This window comes from Clostridium coskatii (assembly GCF_001675205.1).
GTDB classification, from domain to species: Bacteria; Bacillota; Clostridia; order Clostridiales; family Clostridiaceae; genus Clostridium_B; species Clostridium_B ljungdahlii.
On record NZ_LROR01000014.1, the window covers coordinates 11,823 to 34,191 of the forward strand.

General features: G+C 31.8%; 13 protein-coding genes and 2 other annotated features. Of the genes, 9 read left to right on the plus strand and 4 right to left on the minus strand.

Going from position 1 to position 22,369, the window contains the following annotated elements; translation table 11 throughout:
• Nucleotides 1-47: 47 nt before the first annotated feature.
• From CLCOS_RS00235 to CLCOS_RS00250, 4 genes are all read left to right on the plus strand, one after another.
• Nucleotides 48-2,522: a LuxR C-terminal-related transcriptional regulator gene (locus CLCOS_RS00235; RefSeq protein ID WP_063602397.1), complete on the plus strand. Its 2,475-nt coding sequence runs from the start codon at nucleotides 48-50 to the stop codon at nucleotides 2,520-2,522.
• A gap of 241 nt (nucleotides 2,523-2,763) precedes the next feature.
• Nucleotides 2,764-3,222: a MarR family transcriptional regulator gene (locus CLCOS_RS00240; RefSeq protein WP_063602398.1), complete on the plus strand. Its 459-nt coding sequence runs from the start codon at nucleotides 2,764-2,766 to the stop codon at nucleotides 3,220-3,222.
• Nucleotides 3,223-3,255: 33 nt separating this feature from the next.
• Nucleotides 3,256-6,396 (plus strand): efflux RND transporter permease subunit, encoded by a 3,141-nt coding sequence (locus CLCOS_RS00245; protein WP_063602399.1) that lies wholly within the window; start codon nucleotides 3,256-3,258, stop codon nucleotides 6,394-6,396.
• Between the two features lie 3 nt (nucleotides 6,397-6,399).
• Nucleotides 6,400-7,665, plus strand: coding sequence for an efflux RND transporter periplasmic adaptor subunit (locus tag CLCOS_RS00250; RefSeq protein WP_063602400.1), 1,266 nt, complete (start codon nucleotides 6,400-6,402; stop codon nucleotides 7,663-7,665).
• A gap of 47 nt (nucleotides 7,666-7,712) precedes the next feature.
• Here CLCOS_RS00250 and CLCOS_RS00255 read toward each other — a convergent pair whose 3' ends face one another.
• Both CLCOS_RS00255 and CLCOS_RS00260 read right to left on the minus strand, forming a co-directional pair.
• Entirely contained in the window at nucleotides 7,713-9,377 is a 1,665-nt protein-coding gene (locus CLCOS_RS00255; RefSeq protein ID WP_063602401.1) for a putative ABC transporter permease subunit, read from the minus strand.
• Complete coding sequence (locus CLCOS_RS00260; protein WP_013238973.1) at nucleotides 9,370-10,095, minus strand: ABC transporter ATP-binding protein; 726 nt, start codon at nucleotides 10,093-10,095, stop codon at nucleotides 9,370-9,372. The genes CLCOS_RS00255 and CLCOS_RS00260 overlap by 8 nt, the downstream gene beginning before the upstream one ends.
• A gap of 360 nt (nucleotides 10,096-10,455) precedes the next feature.
• On the opposite strand from CLCOS_RS00260, the gene CLCOS_RS00265 reads away from it, so the two are divergent.
• From CLCOS_RS00265 to CLCOS_RS00280, 4 genes are all read left to right on the plus strand, one after another.
• Nucleotides 10,456-11,757 carry a ClC family H(+)/Cl(-) exchange transporter gene (locus CLCOS_RS00265; RefSeq protein WP_063602408.1) on the plus strand — a complete coding sequence of 434 codons (1,302 nt, stop codon included), beginning with the start codon at nucleotides 10,456-10,458 and terminating at the stop codon, nucleotides 11,755-11,757.
• 9 nt (nucleotides 11,758-11,766) lie between these two features.
• Nucleotides 11,767-13,707, plus strand: a complete 1,941-nt coding sequence (locus tag CLCOS_RS00270; protein ID WP_063602402.1) for a sigma-54-dependent Fis family transcriptional regulator — start codon at nucleotides 11,767-11,769, stop codon at nucleotides 13,705-13,707.
• A 190-nt stretch (nucleotides 13,708-13,897) separates the two neighbouring features.
• A complete protein-coding gene (locus CLCOS_RS00275; RefSeq protein ID WP_013238970.1) occupies nucleotides 13,898-14,971 on the plus strand; it encodes a 2,3-butanediol dehydrogenase in 1,074 nt (357 codons plus the stop codon).
• Nucleotides 14,972-15,117: 146 nt separating this feature from the next.
• Nucleotides 15,118-16,749, plus strand: coding sequence for a M20/M25/M40 family metallo-hydrolase (locus CLCOS_RS00280; protein ID WP_063602403.1), 1,632 nt, complete (start codon nucleotides 15,118-15,120; stop codon nucleotides 16,747-16,749).
• A gap of 92 nt (nucleotides 16,750-16,841) precedes the next feature.
• Here CLCOS_RS00280 and CLCOS_RS00285 read toward each other — a convergent pair whose 3' ends face one another.
• Entirely contained in the window at nucleotides 16,842-17,819 is a 978-nt protein-coding gene (locus CLCOS_RS00285; protein ID WP_063602404.1) for a 3D domain-containing protein, read from the minus strand.
• A 216-nt stretch (nucleotides 17,820-18,035) separates the two neighbouring features.
• Nucleotides 18,036-18,236 (plus strand) — a binding site (T-box leader).
• 171 nt (nucleotides 18,237-18,407) lie between these two features.
• On the opposite strand from CLCOS_RS00285, the gene CLCOS_RS00290 reads away from it, so the two are divergent.
• Entirely contained in the window at nucleotides 18,408-19,790 is a 1,383-nt protein-coding gene (locus CLCOS_RS00290; RefSeq protein ID WP_063602405.1) for an FAD-binding oxidoreductase, read from the plus strand.
• A gap of 36 nt (nucleotides 19,791-19,826) precedes the next feature.
• On the opposite strand, the gene CLCOS_RS00295 is transcribed toward CLCOS_RS00290, so the two are convergent.
• Nucleotides 19,827-21,248 carry a sodium:solute symporter family protein gene (locus tag CLCOS_RS00295; RefSeq protein WP_063602406.1) on the minus strand — a complete coding sequence of 474 codons (1,422 nt, stop codon included), beginning with the start codon at nucleotides 21,246-21,248 and terminating at the stop codon, nucleotides 19,827-19,829.
• 309 nt (nucleotides 21,249-21,557) lie between these two features.
• Nucleotides 21,558-21,772 (minus strand) — a binding site (T-box leader).
• Nucleotides 21,773-22,369 lie beyond the last annotated feature (597 nt).

Here is a 22,369-nt window from a genome sequence, read left to right on the forward strand (position 1 = left end):
TATGCTTTTCATACATTTAAATTTAAGTTGTAGGAGATGGTGTTATTTTGAAAAAAATAAAGTTATTAAAAAGACAACGTATAAATCATATTTTATCAGTAATTTACCACTATCCACTCACTATTGTCGAAGCTCCAATGGGATTTGGCAAAACTACAGCAGTTAGACATTTTCTTGAATACAAAAAAAGTCCATATTTTTGGATTACATTTTTAAACTCAAATGAAAACACCTCTTTTCTCTGGAGTGATTTTTCAAATGAAATAAGTAAAATTGATGAAGACGCAGGGCAAAAGCTAAAAAGTCTTGGATTTCCTGTTGATGTTCCGCAAATGTCAAAAGTTTTATCAATATTAAATCACATTGACTATGATGAAAAAACAGTTTTTGTTATAGACGACTATCATCTTTCAAAAAAGACTCAGGTAAATAAGCTCCTGAGACAAATTGTTTTAGAAAGATTGGATAACTTTCATATAGTAATTATTACAAGGGATACAACTGAAATAAATTTTACAGAACTTTTTTCAAAAGGACTCTGTCAAGTTATATCACAGCAGCAATTGAAATTTACCTATGAAGAAATTGAAAACTATTGTTTGATGATGAATAAAAATATATCTAGTAGTGATTTAGAAAAAATAGAGGAATATACAGATGGATGGATATCCCTTACATATATGGTTATCTTAGGACTAGAAAAGGGTATTCCTGTAGGTATGAATAATACTATCGAAGACTTAGTTGAAAATACATTATTTGACGCCTATGATGGTTACATTCAGAATTTTTTACTTGAACTTTCCATAATGGATAGTTTTACAGCAAAGCAAGCTTTTTTTGTTACTCATGAGGAAAGAACAGATAAGATACTAAAAAAACTTCGCCAGGAAAATGCTTTTGTTTTTTATGATGAAGTAAATAAAACCTATAAAATTCACAATGTTCTTCTAGATTTCTTAAGAATAAAACAACATTTTAAACCAGCACATATTAAAGAATTGTACAGGCGTCTTGGTTATTGGTATTTAAGTAAAAAGGATTTTATAATTGGTTATGGCTATTTAAATCGTGCAGGAGATGTGGAAAAGATTCTTTCAGATTTTAACAATCCTCATAATGTTCGTAATGAACTTACAGAATTTGAAGGCTCTTTTGAAATGTTTAATAGCTTGCCAGAAGAATTACTGTATAAATACCCTGTTGCATATTTGCAGCATATTTTCCTTTCTATTTTAAAAGGAAATGATGAAATAGTTGAAGACTGTGCGCAAAGGTTGGACAGGCTTCAACAGTTTTATAGTGAAATAGAAGTTATAGATGATAATTACAGAAATCACATTATAGCAGAAATATTAATTGTAAAAAAATTTACTGTATTTAACCATGCGGAAGAAATGATTGTTAACAACCATAAAATCATAGAACTTTTAAATGGGAAACAATCTTATATAATGCTTAGGGAAAATGAATATACTTTTGGGTCCCCTCATTTGATTTACATTTATTTTAGGGAACAAGGTACATTAAAAGAAATTTTATACACCATCACAAAAAAGTTTTCGTTACATGCAAAGATTGCAAATGGATGCGGAACTGGCTGTGAGTATGTGGGACTTGCAGAGTATGCCCTTGAAACAGGTGATTTTAAGTCTGTTGAACTAAATAGTTTTAAGGCTATCTATAAAGCTAAAACAAAAGAACAAACCAGCCTTATAATATGTGCCAATTTTAATCTTATGAGGCTTTATGCATTTCAAGGAAAAATAGATGAAAGTATCAGAATATTGAATAATCTAGAGGAAGAAGTCAATGAACTGAATAATCCTATATATAATACAACAATGGATTTGTGCAGAGGATATATATATGGGTGTATTGGTTACCCTGAAAAAATTCCTTATTGGCTTCAGGTAGGTGATATGACTGATGGTGATTTTTTTTATCAGGGCATGGCCTTTAATTATATAGTTTATGGAAAAGCTGTGATGCTAACTAAAAACTATGTAAAGCTTGAAATGCTTACTGAAAGTTTTGAAGAATATTTTTCTATATTCAGTAACCAACTAGGGTTTATACATAATTCTATTTTTAAGGCAGTGGCAAAATATAATCTCTATGGTATGGAGAAAGGTGTATCCGAACTTCAAGAAGCACTGTCCAAAGCGCGACAGGATTATATCATAGCACCATTTGTAGAAAATGCCCTATATATCATTAGTATGTTTGAAACGATATTAAATAACAATTCAAGAGATGAATACATAAATAAGACGACTGTTTTAAGCAGGCAATATATTGAAAATTTGCAAAACAGCAGCGAAAATAAGATAAACTTATCACAAAGGGAGTTAGAAGTTCTATCACTTACAGCAAAGGGTCTAAAAAGAACTCAAGTTGCATGTAAATTGGGTATATCTGAAAGTACTGCAAAAACTCATCTACAAAATATATATAAAAAACTTCAAGTTAGTGGAAAATTTGAAGCAGTAAAAATTGCACGAATGTATGGAATAATTTGAATACTTATATATTAAAAAAGTAAAATTTACATAAATAGTAATATTAAAAAATACTTCAGAAAATATATCTGGAGTATTTTTCTTAATATTATATTAAATTTGTTTATAAATTATTGATATTTATAAAATATAAATATATAATTGACATTATGTATTCATGTATTTATGAAATATTTAAAGTTTAAAGTGTTTAAATTTTAAACCTTTCTTATATTATGTAGGGTAGTAAAGGAGAATTTTAATGAACTGTGCAAAAGATAAATTATTACTTATTGAAGATGTAAAAAAAGACTTATATGATTTTGTTATTATAAGTAGATCTATAATGAATGAAATAAATTATGAAGAAAAACTTTCTATTTCGCAGTTGTTTCTTTTATATCTACTTGAAGAAAGTGAATCCTACAAAGTTAGTGAACTTGCTGAAAAACTTGGAATAACTCCTTCAGCTGTTACAAACTTAAGCAATAAGTTAGTTGAAAGCCAATTTATAAATAGGTTTAGACCAGAAGATAACAGGCGGGTAGTTATGATATCTTTGACGGATAAAGGAAAGCAATTCCTAAAAAAAATGGGTGAAGTAAAATCTAAATTTTTGGTAGAAGCACTTTGGGAGTTGAATAATGATGATTTAAAAAATATGAATTTAAGCTTTTTAAAATTGAATTATGCTCTCCAAAAGTATAAAAATAGAAAATAATAGATTGCTATATTGTTATAAAGGAGGAAAAAGATGAATTTAACTGAACTATCTGTAAAAAAGCCAGCAGCAATAACCATGGTTATATTATTTTTGCTAGGGCTTGGTATATTTGGATATACACATCTTGGCGCAGATCTTATGCCTTCTATGGATATACCAGTAATTTCTATATCCACTAGTTATTCTGGTGCCAGTTCCGAAGACATAAGAAAGGATGTCGTAAAACCTATGGAGGATGCAGTTGCAGGCATAAGCGGCATCGATAGGATTAATTCTACAGCTAGAGAAGGCATGGGACAAACTACCATAATTTTTAAGTCCAGTGCAAATATGAATACGGCCTTTCTAGATGTACAAAAAGCTGTAGATAATGCACAAGGCAGACTCCCTAAAAATGCGGATAAGCCTATTTTATTTAAGCTGGATACAGGTGCTATGTCTGCTTTAATGCTATCCGTATCTGGAAATCTATCTTATGATGAACTTTACAATGAGGCAAATAATATAACTGAGGCTCTAAAAAAAGTTCAAGGTGTAGGAAATGTATCTCTTGAAGGAATACAAAAAAAGCAGTTGATAATAAAATTAAATAAATCTGCCATAGAATTTTATGGTATAAATTTAAATACTTTAACTTCTAAGCTGCAGTCAGATAATATAAATATGCCTGCAGGCCAGATAAAGCAGGACAAATTAAATCAATCTGTGAGGGTTATAAGTAAATTTGAAAGTGTAGATGAAGTAAAAAATTTGCTCATACCTACTTCAGGAAACAGTACTGTCCGTCTAGGAGATATAGCAGATGTAAATTTGGAATATCCTGAACAAGATCAACGTATTAGAATGAATGGGAAAAATACTATAGGAATAAGTATACAAAAGCAAAGTGATGCAAATGTAGTTGAAGTTGTAAACAATGTTAAAAAGGAAATTGCCGGGTTAAAAAAAGATATGCCATCTAATATTAGATTGGATACAGCATATGATAGTACTACGTTTATAAATTCTTCTATTTCTCAAATAAAGCATACTTTAATAGAGGGTGTAATAACAACTGCTCTAGTTTTACTAATATTCTTAAAAAGCTGGAGATCTTCACTTGTAATACTTGTAGCTATACCAACCTCTCTTATTGCAACTTTCTTTATGATGTATGTTATGAAATTTACTATGAATATAATGTCTCTTATGGGATTATCTCTTTGTGTAGGTACCCTTGTAGATGACTCAATTGTTGTACTAGATAACATACAGCGGCATCTGGCTATGAAAAAAGATCCACAATCTGCAGCTATAGATGGACGTAAAGAAATAGGACTTGCATCTATTGCTATAACTCTTTGTGATGTAGTTGTATATCTTCCTGTTTGTTTTATGACAGGTATGGTAGGAACTTACTTTAGGGAGTTCGGACTTACTATAGTTTTTGCCTCGTTATTTTCTTTATTTGTAGCATTTACTATAACTCCTATGCTGGCATCAAGACTTCTTAAAACAGAAGAAAATAGACAAGCAAAATCAGGAATGTTAAAAAGTAAATTTAAACGAAGCATATTTTATAGAATACTTAATGGAATTTCAAATTCTATGGATAGTATAACAGCTAACTATAAAAGATTTCTTATATGGTGCTTGGATCATAGAAAAAGGGTACTTGCCATAAGTGCAGTTGTATTAGTAGCAACTATTGCATTGATACCTATAGGTGCTATAGGTACGGAACTTATGCCAACTACAGATGAGAGTAATTTTAGTATAAGTATGAGTTTTGATTCTGGAACCAGTTTAAATGAAATGGATAAGAAAGTTAAACAAGTAGAAAATTATTTACATAGTGTATCTGAAGTTAGTACATATTATTCCATGGTAGGATCTAGCAGCGGCAGCGTAATGATGGATAGTTCTTCAAATTCTGCAACTATGTATGTAACTCTTTATCCTAAAAATGATAGAAAAAGATCTCAAACCGAAGTGGCAAAACAAGTTAGAAAATGGGGAAATGCAACTTTAGCCGGAACAGATTTTTCTGTGAGTGAATCCGAAGCTGGAGGATCAGGTTCAAGTAAGCCTATATCTATTGAAATATTAGGAGCTAATACGGATACTGTAACTGAAATATCAAATAAAGTAGAGCAAATAGTAAAAGGTATTTCTGGAATTACAGATGTAGGTAATTCTACAAATGCAAGTCAAAGCGAGCTTAGAGTTAAAATAGACAAGTTAGCAGCAGCACAGTATGGTGTATCCATCTCAGATATATCATCTACACTTAGGACAGCAATTCAAGGTTCTTCTGCTGGAACATATAGTACTAGTGATGATGATTATGATATAAAAGTAAAATTTCACGATGGTGATATAAAAACTCCTTCGGATATAAGTGGAATAAAAGTGCTAAATCAATCTGGACAATCTATACCAATAAGTGAAGTTGCATCTATAGTAAGGACTAATAGTCCGCAATCTATATCCAGAAAGGATAGGCAGGATGTAGCTACAGTTTCTGCAAATATTGAAGGAAGGTCTCTTGGAACTATAAGTCAGCAGATAGGTGAAAAATTGAAGTCACTATCTGTACCAGAAGGTTATAAAATTGAATTTGGCGGTGATCAGAAGAGTATGGGAGATAGCTTTACTTCTCTTGGAGAAGCACTGGGAGTATCATTAATACTTATTTATATGATACTTGTTGTACTTTACGAATCCTTCTTAACACCATTTATAAGAATGATATCACTGCCTTGTGCACTCGTTGGAGCTTTTGGAATACTTGCTATTACGGGTAAAACTTTAAATATGATGTCCTTAATAGGACTTATAATGCTTGATGGATTAGCTTCTAAAAATGGTACTTTATTGATTGATTATACTAATACTCTCATAAAACGAGGATATAGTTTAAGGGAAGCATTAATTGAGTCTGGTGAAAGAAGATTAAGACCTATAATGATGACTTCTTTAACTATGATTGTGGGCATGCTGCCAGCAGCTTTATCTATAGGTGAAGGCAGTGAATTGAAATCAAGTATGGCTGTCTTAGTTATTGGAGGAATGATTGCATCAACTATTTTTACTCCTATAATATTACCTATAATTTATTTGATGATGGATAATTTGAAAAATCGTATATTTAAAAAAAGAAAAAAACAGCCAGAAATGCAGGAGGTGTAATTTATGAAATTTAACGTTTTAAAATCCAAAAAAAATATTGTGAAGATAGTAGTTGTTTTGTTAGTAGTTTTAATGGTAGCTGCTATAGCTCATAACGTAATTAAAAATAAAAAAGTAGAGTCACAAAACAAAATTCAAAATGTAAATGTTGCTGAAGCAAAACTAGATTCTTTGACAACAACTGTAGATTATTCGGGAAAGTTAAATTCAGATAAAGATGTGTCTATATCTCCTAAAACACCAGGCAAAGTTCAAGCTTTAAACGTAAAAGTGGGTAGTACTGTAAAAGCTGGAGATATACTTTTTACTCTTGATTCAACTTCACTGCAGGCACAGCTTCAGCAGCAGCAGGCAAGTATACAATCTGCAGCGGCAAATTTGGATAAAACCAAAAGTTCTGGAGTTGAACAGCAGATTGTACAGCAGCAGCAGGCATTAAATACAGCACAGATAAATTATAATGATGCCGAAAATAATTATAATAGGGAGCAGAGTTTATATTCTGCTGGAGCTGCACCAAAACAGGATTTAGACAATGCTACTACAAAATTAGAAAATGCAGAAGCTTCGCTTTCTGCGGCACAACAAAACTTAGATTTGACTAGGCAAAAAGTCGGACCTGAATCGGTGGAAGTAGCTCAGGCTCAGGTAAACCAAGCACAAGCTGGACTAAAATCAATTCAAAGTCAAATTGATGATAATGTAATAAAATCACCTATTTCTGGTGTTGTATCTGCTGTAAATATACACCAAGGAGAAATTACTTCAGGTTCTCAGGCATCCGTAACCATAGTAGATTCAAGTTCAATTATGGCTGAAGTAAATGTACCAGATACTATGCTTTCAAAAATTAAAGTTGGACAGTCTATACCTGTAACAATTCCTTCTCTTTCAGATAAAAAATTGACAGGAACTGTAGATACTATAACACCTAATGCAGACAGCAAAACTCAACAATATCTGATTAAAGTAAGAATACCTAATTCAGATGCAAGCTTAACATCAGGAATGTATTCAAAAGTGTCCTTTCCTGACCAGGTTAAAAATAATGTAATGACGGTGCCTAATGAAACTATAAAAGTTGAAAATGGAGTTTCATATTTGTTTGTAGTAAGAAGCAATAAAGTAAAGAAGGTAGCGGTAACTACAGGACTTTCAAATGATAAAGTTACTGAAATAACATCTTCTAACATAGAAGCTGGTGATAGGATAATAACTTCAGGACAAACATTCTTAAATGATGGAGATAAAGTTAAAGTACTTAATTAATAAAAAAAGGACTAACATGCTAATTTACTAGTATGTTAGTCCTTTAATTACATCTCTATATTTTTAAACATAAAGATTCCCTTTGAACATATAACTTTATACAGTATAAAATTTGCTGCTATTATTACGCAAAGTCCCAGGACAGCTACTTCATTTAGGTAGCTGTAAAAATTAATCATTGAAAATATTAATATACCTGTGACTATAAAGCTAATTATAGTATTTATAAAGGTATTGAAATTTTGTTTTACAGCTTTTACTTCGTTATCCCAGTGCAGCTTTGGAAATTTCAAATCAATTAAAATTCCAGTCATGGAGGTAAGCAGTATTCCTATAAAACTAACTAAAAGTGAAATAACTGAGAAGTATATAGGCAGTTTTACAAGTAAAATCAATCCTATTAAGACTAAAAATATGCTTGCAATTCCAACAAGAACACCAGAAATCACTTTTACCATAATTTGAGTACTGTAGGAAACTGGCAAGTATTTTTTTACAAATATGTTTTCTCCCTCCCTTGATATGGCTGTGGAAGTTATGGAATTGGAAGCTCCAAAAATTAATCCTGCAGCTAGAGATATTACGATACAAATCATTGTAGTAGTTGAGGTTACCTTAATATTCACTAGAACATTTAATTCGTGAAAAGAATCCGGTCGAACTAAAAATGGTATAAAAAGTACAATAGGTATTATGATATTTGCTAAAATGCAATTCATAAAATACACAGGTGTTCTGAAAATAGATTTCATTTCCTGAAGTAGTAGAGCTTTAAATTTAGAATTTGCAGAGGAAGTTTTATTTAATTTTGAATAATCCAGTTCTCTTCTCTTTGCAGAAATTTCACTGCCGCCTTGAGCACCTTTAAAATACAAATATTGACCAAGTACTGAAAATAGTGAAATTACAAGAATGTTTAACACTATAAATAAAATTAAGTTTTCAAATCCCCTAAAGCTTGAACTATATACTAGAGAACTTGCAGACAATGTACTTCCAGGAAAGAATCTGTTTGAAAGAGATACTAGAGAATTATTTCCTTCATTTATCATCTTAAATATGTTTTCATAATTTTGGGAGGATACAGTCATTTTTTGAAGTACTATATTTAAACCTATTGCAAATAACATTGCAAAAATTCCACCTAAAATTTTTAAAATATCACGATGCTTACCTATATTTGTAAAACTCATTATTACCATATTCAAAATTGAAGCTGCAGCTATAGGTATAATAGGTACTATTAAAAATAGTACTGCACTGTATATAAAATAAAGCGGATTATAACTTCCTTTATATCCATAGATTAGCAAAATGGGAAGTAGTATAAAAATTTCAGTAAGATATTCATATATGAGTATTACAGTGAACTTGGAAAGTAGAATTTCCCAAGGTTTTAAGGGTAGTGGCAGAAGAAGGTCTATATCTTTTGAAAAATATAGTACATTTATAGAATAAAATATGGCAAAAAAGAATATAAATACACTTGTAAAAGATATACCAAGAGATAAAATTAAGCCTTGCTGACCTATTTTGTAGAGGTAGTCATAAGCTGACGATATAAAAAGAGAAAATAGTTTTATAGTAGGTAAGAGGGCTAGTAAAATAATTATCCAGAGGGCTGCTTTTTTAATATTACTATTTTTTTTCATACTTGCAGAATTACTTCCGTTTTTTAACAATACTTTAGTTAAAACTATATAATTATTCATTGCCAGTCATCTCCAAGAAAATATTTTCTAGGCTTTCATTTTCATTGAACTTATTTTTTAACTCTTGAAAAGTTCCGGAAAATGAGAGGGAGCCTTTATTTATAACTGCAAGTCTATCACATAATTTTTCTGCCACTTCTAAAACATGAGTTGAAAAAAATACGGTGTTTCCTGCACTTGCATGTTCTTTCATCATTTCTTTTAATGTATATGAGGATTTAGGATCAAGTCCTGTCATAGGTTCGTCTAATATCCAAACACTTGGATTGTGGATTAGAGCACCTATAATTATTATTTTTTGCCTCATGCCGTGGGAATAGCTTTGAATTTGGTCTCCTAAAGCATTTGATATCTCAAACCTCTTGGATAAATTTTTAATTTTAGCTGTTCTTTCTTCAGATTTCACTCCATATATATCTGCCATGAAATTTAAGTATTCTATACCTTTAAGTCTTAAGAACATATCTGGGCTGTCAGGTACAAAACCAAATTGATATTTGGCCTCTATTGGTTTTTCATTTATATCTATGTTGTTTATTCTTACACTTCCACTATCCGCTTTTATTATTCCTGTCATCATTTTTATAGTGGTAGTTTTTCCAGCACCATTTGGACCTATAAATCCAAATATTTCTCCATCGGGTATACTTAGATTTAGATTGTTTACTGCTTTTGAAGATGAATTGTAGCTTTTGTTTACCCCTAATAATTCGATCATAATTTCCCTCCAATTATATTTTAAATATAGAGTTTTCAACTGAAATTTAAACTTATACTATATTGTAGAAATATGTTTGCACATAAGCCAACTTTCAAAATAGAAAACCTGTAGTATAGTGGTATATTAGTATTATATTTAATAATTTACTTAAAAGCAATTGGAGGACAATCTATATCTGCTTGAAATCAAATAATAGTTGGCTATACTCCAATAATTGGAATCAAAATATTATTGGGAGAAACAGAATAAAATATGCTCCATTTTATGGTACAATGAACATGAAGTGCAGGAGTATGGCATTAGTAAATTGTGTACATATTTAATTAGTTAGAAAGGAAAATGAAAAATCAGATGGAAATGAGCGATAAAAGAAATAAATATACAGCGTTACTTAATGAAAATAGTTTTAAGTTAGAAAGGATACTTGAAAGTATTATTGTTGGAATGTTAACAGGTCTTATAATATCTTTTTTAAGATTTTTAGTAGATAAATCAGGATACATTTTAGTGAATACTTATAAAACAATCGGTTTAAAGCATTGGCTAATTCCAGTTTGGATTATATTTTTAATTACAATAGGTTATATAATTGGTTTGATCGCAAAAAAGAATGTTGCAATTAGGGGAAGTGGTATTCCACAAGTTGAAGGTGTATTACTTGAAAAGCTTCATATGACATGGTGGAAAGTAATATTGGGGAAATTTGTAGGGAGTTTTCTTGCTATTGGGACAGGCCTTTCACTTGGCATAGAAGGACCTTCTGTTCAATTAGGTGCAGCAGTTGGGCAAGGCTTTTCAAAAATTTTAAAAAGAATAAAAATAGAAGAAAAATATCTTATTGTAAGTGGTACTAGTGCTGGAATCGCTGCTGCCTTCAATGCTCCACTGGCTGGAACGATGTTCGCACTAGAGGAGATTTCAAAAAAACTGTCGCCTACAATTTTGATTTCAGCATTTTCTGCTGCAGTAGCTTCAAATTTTATTTCCTATCAATTTTTTGGTTTTAAGCCTGTTTTTGATTTTAGAAATGTACCCAGGTTGCCATTAAATTGTTATTTATTTATTATTGTACTTGGGATTATTATAGGTGTTTTAGGAGTTGGTTTTAATAGAGCGTTAGTAAAAGCACAAAATATATTTTCTATGCAAAAATGGATTCCTATACAGTTCAGACCAATGTTTTGTTTAGCAATATCAATCTTTATAGGTTTTTTACTGCCTCAGATTTTAGGAGAAGGAAATATGCTTATAATGTCTCTTGCAAAAGGTAATATTGCAATAAAAATGCTTGTGATTTTACTTGTTTGTAAATTTATGTTTTCAATGATATGTTGTGGTTCAGGAACTCCAGGAGGAATATTTCTACCATTATTTACTGTAGGAGCTTTAATAGGAGCTATATATGGAAGTGCTGCTGCTTACTTATTTCATATTAATAGTTCTTACATTGGAATCTTTATAATTCTTGCTATGGCAGGATATTTTTCTTCAGTTATAAGGGCGCCTATGAGTGGCAGTATACTTGTTGTAGAAATGACAGGATCTTTTAGCAATCTTTTACCTATTGCTATTATTTCAGTAATTTCTTATTTGACTGCTTATATATTAAAGTCTAAACCAATATATGAAACTTTACTGGAAAAACTTTTAATTAATTAGGTGATGCTTATGGAAAACTATATAAAATTTATAGCTAAGGCCTGGAAAGATTTTATAGAAGAAGGATATTTAAATAGTGCAGTACGGCCTGAAATCGCTGAATCCTGGCAAAGGTGCAAAAATTATGAGGTAGATCCTTTAAATGGTAGAGGAAATAGTATTCTTACAGGCAGCAGTATTGCTTATCGACTGGAACAAAATGAAGATCTAATTTCTATTGCAAAACCTGTAGTAAAAAGCCTATATGATATTGTAGCAGGGTCTGGATTTGTAATTATGCTAGTGGATAAAGAAGGATATGTCATAGAATCATTGGGGGATAGTAAAATACTGAAAAGGGCAGATAAATTGAAATTTGTAGTAGGTTCTCTCTGGACAGAAAGAGAAGTGGGAACTAATGCTATAGGTACTGCACTGTATTTGGACAAGCCAATACAAACTATTGGAGCAGAACACTATGGTGTAAAACAGCATTCATGGACATGTTCTGCAGCACCTATTCACAATGAAGATGGGGATGTAGTAGGGTGTATTAATATGTCAGGAAATTATTATGATGCACATTTGCATACTTTGGGTATTGTTACAGTAGCAGCTCACGCTATAGAAACTCAATTTGACCTTACTATTTCAAATAAACTTATGAATACCACTTTTGACTCGGTAACAGAAGGTATGATTGTACTTGATAACAAATTAAATATAAAGAAGATAAATGACAAGGCATTAAATATTCTAAATATGAAAAGTGAAAAAGCAATAAAGTTAAATATTACAAGTATTATACATAATGTGGATTTTAAAAATATACTAAATGGCAGGGCAGATAATTGTAATGATATAGAATGTGATTTTTATGTGGAAGGCAGTAGAATCAAATGCCTTATAAGTGTATTGGCAATGAAAGTGAAAAATAAAATAATGGGAATAGTTATAACTTTTAGAGAATGCAAATATTATCACAAACTTGTTAAAAAAGTTATGGGATATACTGCTTCCTATAATTTTGACCATATAGTTACTGCTAATTCTAAAATGAAAGAAATAATAAAATTTGCTAAAAAAGCAGCAAGAAGTGAATGCAATATTTTAATAGAAGGGGAAAGTGGCACTGGAAAAGAACTCTTAGCTCAATCTATTCACAATTATAGTGAAAGATGTGAAGGCCCTTTTGTAGCTATAAATTGTAGTTCTATACCTAGAGAACTTGTAGAAAGTGAGCTTTTTGGTTATGAAAAAGGAGCTTTTACGGGAGCTTTAAAGCAAGGAAAGCCTGGAAAGTTTGAATTAGCAGATGGAGGAACTATTTTTTTGGATGAAGTAGGAGAGCTTCCTCTTGATATACAGTCAAAGCTTTTAAGGGTTCTTGATAATAATAAAATTACAAGAGTTGGAGGAACTTATGAAAAACAGCTAAATGTAAGGATAATAGGAGCTACAAACAGGGTGCTCAAGGATGAAATTAAAAAGAAAAATTTCAGAAGTGACCTTTATTATAGATTGAGTGTGATGAATATAAAAACTGTCCCACTTAGGGAAAGAAAAGAAGATATAGAGCTTTTAATTAAATATTTTATGGAAGAATTGAATTCTAAAAGTTTGTGTAAGAAGAAAGTAGTGGAAAAAGCATACATAGAAAAGATTAAAGCTTATGATTGGCCTGGAAATGTTAGAGAACTTAGAAATGTAATAGAGAGGGATTACTATTTAAGTGAGGATAAGATGGCCCCTTTGGATTATTTAGAAAAAGAAGTTTATGAAAAAAATGTCTCCTCTGATCTAGTAAATATTAGTGTGCTTCCAATGGATGTTTTAGAAAAAGAAAACATTGAAAATGCACTTAAAAAGTGTAAGGGAAATATATTAAAAGCTGCAAAATCTTTAAATATCAGTAGATCTACCATGTATAGAAAAATGAAAAAGTATGGAATAAAAAGTGTGTCAAAATGACCAGAAAAGAGTAAGATTCTCAAAATAGGACACTAAGTATGTGTCATAATGGCACATAGTGATTTTAAATGTCTTTTTAACAGGTTCCTTGTTTTTGGTATGGCTTTTGCTTATAAAATATAGTGAATATATTAACAGGTATATGTAAATTTTAATATTGCCATACTATTATAAAAAAGGAGAGATAATTATGAAAGCTGTATTGTGGTATGATAAAAAAGATGTAAGAGTAGAGGAAATTGAGGAACCTAAGGTAAAAGAAAATGCTGTAAAAATTAAAGTGAAATGGTGTGGTATATGTGGTTCTGACTTGCATGAGTATTTAGGAGGACCTATATTTATTCCAGTAGGTACGCCACATCCTTTAAGCAAGAGTACTGCACCAGTAGTTTTAGGACATGAGTTTTCAGGAGAAGTAGTAGAAATAGGAAGCAAGGTTACAAAATTTAAAGCAGGAGATAGAGTTATTGTAGAACCTATAGTTGCCTGTGGAAAGTGTCCTGCTTGTCTTGAAGGAAAATATAATTTATGTGAAGCTTTGGGATTTCATGGACTTTGTGGAAGCGGCGGCGGATTTGCTGAATACACAGTATTTCCTGAAGATTTTGTCCATAAGATACCAGATACTATGGACTATGAGCAGGCTGCACTTGTTGAGCCTATGGCAGTTGCCCTTCATTCTCTAAGAGTTGGAAACTTTACTACAGGAAATACTGCTTTGGTTTTAGGTGCAGGACCTATAGGACTTGCAACTATTCAGTGTTTAAAGGCATCAGGGGCAAGAATTGTAATTGTATTTCAGAGAAAATCTGTAAGACAGGAATATGCTAAGAAATTTGGAGCAGATGTAGTTTTAGATCCAAATGAGGTAGATGTAATTGAAGAAATTAAAAAACTTACAGGCGGCGTAGGCGTGGATACATCTTTTGAAACAACAGGTGCAAATGTAGGGATTAATACGGCAATTCAAGCTTTAAAATATGAAGGTACTGCGGTAATAACCAGCGTATGGGAGAAAAATGCAGAAATCAATCCAAATGATCTTGTATTTACAGAAAAGAAGGTAGTTGGTACTCTTGCCTACAGACATGAATTTCCTTCTACAATAGCACTTATGAATGATGGAAGAATAAAGACAGACGGATATATTACAAAGAGAATAGCACTTGAGGACATTGTAAAAGAAGGATTTGAAACACTTACAGGACCTGAAAAGAAAAAACATGTAAAAATAATTGTAACTCCTGACAAATCCTTATTGTAAAAAGTACTCATAGAATTGATTAAAAAATGAATTCAGCAAATTATGTGATTGAATTCATTTTTTTTGTTGTAAATTAACATTTATATAAAAATAATGGTATACTTAGATGTAATTGAAAGTTTTCAGTTATATTGAGGAGGCCAAAAATGAGCTTTAAGAAAAATGTATACGATACAATGAGGGAACTAATATCTGTGCCAAGCATATCTGGTACAAAAGAAGAGTGTGCGGCAGCAGAAAAAATATATGAAAAAATTTTGGAAATACCTTATTTTAAGGACAATCCTGAAAATCTAGGAATAGAGCAAATTGAAGATGATCCTTTAGGAAGAAGCTTTGTATGGGCAGTAGTAAATGGAAATGAAAATTCACCAAATTCGTTTATACTTTCAGGTCATTTGGATGTAGTTGGAGTAGAAGAATTTGGACATTTAAAATCTATGGCTTTTGATGTAGATGAATGTACTAAAAGAATCTCAGAATTGAATTTAGATGAAGATGCTATGGAGAATTTTAAATCAGGAGATTGGATATTTGGAAGGGGAACTGCAGACATGAAGTTTGGAGTGGCCCTCAATATGGAACTTTTAAGAGAATTCAGTAAAGAGAGAAACTTTAAGGGAAACTTATTACTTTTAGTAGTTCCTGGTGAAGAGAGTAATTCCGAAGGAATGATTGCTGCAGCTCCATTTCTTCTTAAATTAAAGGAAGAGAGGAAGTACAATTACTGTGGTATGATAATATCAGAGCCAAGTATACCTGAAAGAGGAGAAAAAGAAGGCAAGAGATTATATATAGGTAGTGTAGGTAAAATTATGCCTTTATTTTTTTGTGTGGGAAAAGAAACTCATGTAGGGGAATCTTTAAGAGGATTGAATCCAAATTTGCTAGTTTCAGAGATAAACAAATTAATGGAATGTAATCCAGATCTCTCAGATAGCGTTTATGATACTGTGACTCCACCGCCTATGTGTTTAAAGCAAATGGATTTAAAGGAGATGTATTCTGTACAGAGCCCATTGTATTCCACCGCATATTATAATATATTGACTCTTCAGGCATCTTATGATGAAATACTATCTAATTTAAAAGAACTGGCTCAGAATGCCTTTGAGAATGTTTTGAAGGATATTTCAAAAAAGAGAGAAAAATTTGCAAAGAAATCCTCACAAAAATTGAAATTTGATAATATAGAAGCTTGTGTTATTACTTATAAAGAGATGTTATGTGAAGTTAAAAGCACACATAAGGATTTTGAAAAGTACATAGATGAAAAGGTAAAAGAATGGAAAAATGAGAAAATGGATAACCAAACTATAGCTATAAATATAGTAAAGGCAACTTATGAACTATACGAGAATAAAAGACCTATGATTATAATTTCATTTATTCCTCCTTATTATCCGCATAAATATTTAAAAGCTGAAAATAGTGAGGGTAGCAAATTTATAAATGCTGTAGATAGTACAATTAAGTATGCAGGGGAAAAATTTCAGGAAAGCATTATAAAAACTAATTATTTTATGGGTATATCTGATGCAAGTTATACAGGAATTGACTCAGATATACCACTTGCTGAATTGATTTCCAATATAGTTGGATATGACATAATATATAAACTTCCAGTAAAAGAACTGTCTAAGCTAAATATTCCCGTAGTGATTTTTGGTGGACAGGGAAAAGACCTGCACAAATATACTGAAAGATTAAATGTGCCTTATTCCTTTGAGGTGATACCTGAGCTTTACAGGCATATGATTTATTATATGTTAAGATGATAAATATGTATTTGTCGTAAGGTAGGGGAGAGAAAATCTCCCCAAGTGTTTACCTTTTAGGTAAAATAGCAGCACAGTACTACCTGTACATATTAATTAAGTATATATACAGTGACAGATCTTCTGCCCCAGTTTTCTGCTTCTGACTCCGAATTTACAAATAAATCTATTATATTTCCTTTTATAGCTCCACCAGTGTCACAAGCTACGGCATATCCATATCCTTCTACATAAACTTTTGTTCCTAATGGAATAACTCGAGGATCAACAGCAATAGTGCTGTATCCATTTGGATTTCTTACAGTTGCAGAACCTGATGCTGTGATAGCATCTCCACAATATGCAGTTGCCTCCATAGTAAGTGCTTGTGAGTATGAAAGTGAACCTGATCCACCACGAGATAAGGTAGGTGAAGAAGCTTTTATTTCAGGTATTTGAGGAGCCTTCTGAGCAGTTTGAAGAGCTATTAACTGCTGCTCTTTTGCGGTAGCCTGACTTAATAGTTCTTTTTGTTGTTGTATGTCATTATTTAATTTTGACAAAGTAGATTCATTACTTACTTTTAAAGATTCTAACTTAGCATTTTCAGCACTTAAAGCTTTTTGCTGACTTTGTATAGCTTGTTCATTTCCTTTTAGTTTTGTAATAACTTGATTGTCGAATTTCATTACTCTTGAGATTGAGTCAACTCTGGATATAAAATCACCTAAGTTGTTTGAAGATAAAAGTACCTGAAGATAACCGTTTGTACCAGTTGTGTACATAGCTTTTACTCTTTTTTTAAATAAATCATTTTGCGATTTTGAATCATCTTGTGCTTTTGACAATTTGATCTGTGTATTTTTAATGTTTTTAGCAATAGTATTCATATCTTTTTTATTGCTATCAATTTTTCCGATTACTCCATCAATCTGCTTATTTAAAGTATCAACTTTTACCTGGAGTTCCTTTTTGTTATTTTGAGTTTGTGTTAATTCTTCAGACGTACTGGCTGAAGAAGCGAAAACATTGCTGAAAGTAGAACCTACTAACGCAAACGCTATAATAACAGATAAGGCTTTTTTATTCAATGTATTTTCCCCCTTAAAACATTATTAAGTTTAAAGAAAACTTACTAATGTTTTTTATTATACCATTAATGTATACAAAAACTCAAGTTTATATGAATTTTGTATGCAAATGGAGGATAGCTAAGAGTACACTATAAGCGAGATTGACTATTATAAAAAAATTTATTTTTAAGCTATTGACAGTAACCAAAACTTATAGTAAACTCATCTTTAAAGATAAAAGCTATGATAGGATTAATTAGATATGTTAATATTTTTTTACAGAGAGTGGGGTAAGGTGAAAACCCATAAATATACATGTTGAAACTCACCCTGGAGCTGTGGACTGAATGTTTAGTAGGTCTAATCGGTTGTTTAACCGTTATGTTAATTAAGTAAAAAAATGGGTGGTACCGCGGCAGACTTTTCGCCCCAGCGAAAAGAGCTGTTTTTTTGTACGTTAAAATATATCAGTAAAGATAAGCTGATATATTTTTTTTATCTATTTTGTTTAATTGGGGCGCTGTAAATGTAAAATATTATAAGATTTAATTAATTGACTAAAAGGCAAGATGAAAGAATTTGTCAAATAAAAAGGGGGAAATAATATTGAAAAGTGAAATAATTGAAAGTTTAAAAAGTATTGTGGGAGAAGATTGGATTACATATGACTTGTCTAAGATGCAGAGATATCTTTATGATGAAACAGAACCTCTGCTTCGTCCTGAAGCATGTAAGGACTGTGTAGTAGTTAAACCTGGTTCTGCAGAAGAGATATCGGAGATATTAAAATATTCAAATAAGACTTTGACACCTGTAGTTGCAAGGGGCGGTGGTACAGGTGTAGTTGGAGGAGTTATTCCTACAGAATCCAGCATAATTTTGTCACTTGAAAGATTAAATAAGATTGTTGAATTTGATGAAAAAAATTTGATGATTACAATTGAAGCAGGAGCTACCCTGGCAGATTTACTAGAAGAACTAAATAAGCAGGACAAGCTATTTTTTCCTATACATCCTGGGGATGAAGGAGCTCAAATTGGAGGTATGGTAGCAACAAATGCTGGCGGTACAAAAGCTGTAAAACACGGAATCATGAGAAATCATGTTAAAGCTTTGGAAGTAGTTTTACCTACAGGTGAAATAGTGAATGTAGGAGGAAAACTTATAAAAAACAATATGGGCTATGATCTCTTACATATGTTGATTGGAAGTGAAGGAACTTTAGGTATAATTACAAAAGTAACATTAAAGCTTTATGCACAAAATAAATATAATGGAACACTGTTGGTTTCTTTTGATACAAGGCGTGAAGCTTGTGATGCAGTACCTTGTATACTTCAGGAGGGAATTACACCACTTGCTGTGGAGTATATGGATAAAATCATTGCACAAAATGCTGCACAGCAGCTTGGAACTAAGTGGCCTGCAAATAAAGGATCTGTAGATTTAATTTTCATGATTGATGAGCCTACAGAAGATGCACTTTATGCCAGTAGCGAAAAAATTGTAGAAATATGTGAAGAACACAATGCAGTGGACAGTATAATAGCGGAAACTACAAAGGAACAGAGAAATATTTTGGCAATAAGGAGCAATGCATATGGTCCTTATAAGGACAATATAGCAGATGCACTTGACATAGCAGTTCCACCTTCAACTGTACCGGATTTTTTTGATGATATAACGGCACTTGGAGAGAAATATGGAAATCATATTTTGTCTTTGGGACATATAGCAGATGGAAATATACACAATTTTATTATGGGTGATAACGGTAAATTGCCTTCATATTATGAGAAATTAAAAGAGGAAATGTATAAAACTGCACTAAAATATGGTGGTACAATAACAGCAGAACATGGTACAGGAAAAACAAGAAAGAAACACATGTCGCTGCAGTTTACAAAACGAGAGCTTGAAATTATGAAGGGTATACGAAAAGTATTTGATCCAAATGAGATTTTAAATCCAGGCACTATAATTGATTGAGCGTAAAAAAGTAAGGAGGGTTACCTCCTTACTTTTTTACACCATTTCATTTATTTCATCTATGGTAGCTATATTCATAATTGATCTTTTATCAAGTACTGATGTAAGCATAAAGGTTACAAGACATACAAGCCATTCCATAAATATTACATGAGGAAATATTCTAAAAGAAGGTATTAACTGCCATAAAAATAGGGCTACTACTCCTGCTAGGGTAGTGAAAAAAGCAGAACTTTTTTTGCAAAGTTTAGGAGCAAACATGGTAAATAAAAATATAAGTGTAAATGCGGTAGAAAGACTTAAACCCATGGATATAGTTTTTAATATACCTGACATGGAAAGGGCAAGTATAAAAGTAAATATACCTAAAAGAACTACAGAGGATTTAGTCATTATTAAAAGCTTTTTGTCATTTACTTTAGGATTTATATATTTTTTGTATATGTCATTTGTAAATAGGGTAGATGCACCTAAAAGTAAATTGCAGGCTGTAGAAACATCTGCTGCCCAGAGTGCTGCCAAAGTTATTCCGGCTGCTACAGGGTTTAATGACAAAATCATTTTAGGAAGTGCCATAGTAGCACTTACGTGAGGAAAAGTAGTTCTTGCAGCCATACCTATAAGAGCACATAAAAAGCCTATTGGAATCATAAGAAGACCGCCAAGTATAAAGCTCTTTTTTGCAGTCTTTGCATCTTTAGCAGCAAAGGCCAATTGTACAGGACCCTGCATAGACAAAACTTGTGTAGTCATAACAAGTATCCAACCTAAAATTACCCATGTACCAACTCCTTTAATAGGGCTGAAATAAGGTACACTTTGAGGAAGATGAAGTTTTATATTTTGAATTCCTCCGCTTTTTGATACAGCTAATATAGTACATAATATAATTCCTGTATATTTTAAAGGAACGTTAAATGAATTACATAATCCGGCAGACCACATTCCTCCTATAAAGGTTATACCAACAAATACACAAGCACTTACTATCATACCTGTTTTTATAGTGAATATACCAGGCAAAAGTGAAGATAAAATAGCTCCACCTGCAATGTATTGAAGAGACACAACTACAATGAGAATAATTATTTGGCATGCTACACAGACAGCAACGCCTTTTTCATCATAAAATTTTGAAAACAATTCAGGAACAGTAGATACATTGAATTCCCTATATTTACTTGCAGCTGCAAGTCCCATAACTATAGCTGCGATTCCCCAGGCTGTGCAGTACCAACCTGCTGAAAGTCCTACATCGTAAGCTTGTTCAGCGACCCCTATGGTTGAAGCACCGCCAATAGCAAGGCCTATAAGTGAACAGGTTACAAGTGGAGTTGTAAGCTGTCTGCTGGCTAAAGTATAGCTTTCGCCTCCTCCTTGAGCTTTCTTTTTAGCAATAAAACTTATTACAAATAACATGGATATATAGCAGATGATGATTATTAAAGATACGTTCATTTTAAAACCCCCTATTTATTTAATTCACAGTTCGCAATGCACAATTCATTGTTTACAATTCACATTGTATAGTTTACAAGTTTCAGTAGTAAGTTCCAGCTGCAGGTTGCAAGTGTTTTATGTACAGTAATAATGTACAGAATTACAGTGTACACTGTAAAAGTATTTAGTGCTAAAGTGTTGCGGTAAATATTAACTGAAATTACTTAAAAATTGTACAAAAAAACGCCCCTACACAAGGGACGAAAAAGTCGCGGTACCACCCTACTTGAGCAAAATAAATTTGAAAAATAAAAAAAGCACCTGCGATTAAGGGACGAAATAATCGTGGTACCACCCTATTTGAACAAATAAATCTATTGCTCATCTCTTACTCTTAACGAGAGTTACCCGGATCAGCTTACTTTAAAAAATTTCGGCCTACAGCTCAGGAATGTATTTCATAAAGCACATCAGGCAGTTTACACCAACCACTGACTCTCTTTGCAATGTACTTAATTACTTCTTTCCATCATAACTTGTAAGATGTATTATAGATTGAATTTTATATAAATACAAAATTTAAAATAGCCATTTTGGGATAAATAGATTAAGTTTGCTATTAATAGCTAGGTGTAGATATTAATTACGGACTATTTGAAAACAAAAATCATTGTGGAGTTTCTATAGGAAAAATCAATATATACTCCTATGCAATAAAAAAGAACATAAGTTTGTATAGAATTGTAATTCATGGCAAAACTAATACTAAATTTTATCCGATGGCTACCAGCCGTAATACCTCCATCGCACACAGCGAAAGCGACTGTCACCTGGGATATCTGCTTTTCTTATAAAGTGGGGGATAACGGCTGCTACGCCCCTGGATAACGATTTCTAAGTTTCAGATGGAGAAAAGAACTCCACCTGAAACTTAGAACTCTGTTTATATTTTAGTGGAAAGAGATGATTGCTGTGGATTATAATAAAGTTGAGGACGCAGTACTTAAAAAAGGTTAGTGTAAAGTTTTTTACACTATTTTTTAAAAATATTCTTTATATATCAAGGGTTACAAAGTTTTTTTAAATAAAAAAACAATGACCCCCTAATTTCATGTTATAATTGAATCTCTCACCAAACG